Here is a 583-nt window from a genome sequence, read left to right on the forward strand (position 1 = left end):
ACATATTTTATCATCGCGGGGTGGAGCAGTTCGGTAGCTCGTCGGGCTCATAACCCGAAGGTCGCAGGTTCAAATCCTGCCCCCGCAACCAAAATATTTACTCATTAAATAAGGAGTGCCCGAAGGGTACAGCCAAAACATTGGTCCGGTAGTTCAGTTGGTTAGAATGCCTGCCTGTCACGCAGGAGGTCGCGGGTTCGAGTCCCGTCCGGACCGCCATTTTTAAAAAGGCTCGGTAGCTCAGTTGGTAGAGCAACGGACTGAAAATCCGTGTGTCGGCGGTTCGATTCCGTCCCGAGCCACCATTGTAGAAAATTTCATATGAATTGTGGCGGTTGTGGCGAAGTGGTTAACGCACCAGATTGTGGCTCTGGCATTCGTGGGTTCGATTCCCATCAACCGCCCCATGCGAAATGCGGGTGTAGTTTAGTGGTAAAACCTCAGCCTTCCAAGCTGATGTCGTGGGTTCGATTCCCATCACCCGCTCCATTTGTATATCATGGGCCTGTAGCTCAGTTGGTTAGAGCGCACGCCTGATAAGCGTGAGGTCGATGGTTCAAGTCCATTCAGGCCCACCATGATA

6 tRNA genes are annotated in these 583 nt (G+C 52.0%); all 6 read left to right on the forward strand.

Features of this window, described 5'->3' with window-relative positions:
- The first annotated feature begins 14 nt into the window (after window positions 1-14).
- The 6 genes from BTR1S_RS21490 to BTR1S_RS21515 all read left to right on the forward strand — a co-directional run bounded on the left by BTR1S_RS21490 (window position 15) and on the right by BTR1S_RS21515 (window position 578).
- Window positions 15-91: transfer RNA gene (locus tag BTR1S_RS21490), tRNA-Met, on the forward strand.
- 51 nt (window positions 92-142) lie between these two features.
- Window positions 143-219, forward strand: a tRNA-Asp gene (locus BTR1S_RS21495).
- 10 nt (window positions 220-229) lie between these two features.
- Window positions 230-305 (forward strand) — tRNA-Phe (locus tag BTR1S_RS21500).
- A 26-nt stretch (window positions 306-331) separates the two neighbouring features.
- Window positions 332-407, forward strand: a tRNA-His gene (locus BTR1S_RS21505).
- Between the two features lie 8 nt (window positions 408-415).
- Window positions 416-489: transfer RNA gene (locus tag BTR1S_RS21510), tRNA-Gly, on the forward strand.
- Between the two features lie 12 nt (window positions 490-501).
- A tRNA-Ile gene (locus BTR1S_RS21515) sits at window positions 502-578 on the forward strand.
- Window positions 579-583: the final 5 nt, after the last annotated feature.

Origin of the sequence: Bacillus sonorensis NBRC 101234 = KCTC 13918 (genome assembly GCF_001592005.1) — a bacterium.
Classification (GTDB): Bacteria; Bacillota; Bacilli; order Bacillales; family Bacillaceae; genus Bacillus; species Bacillus sonorensis.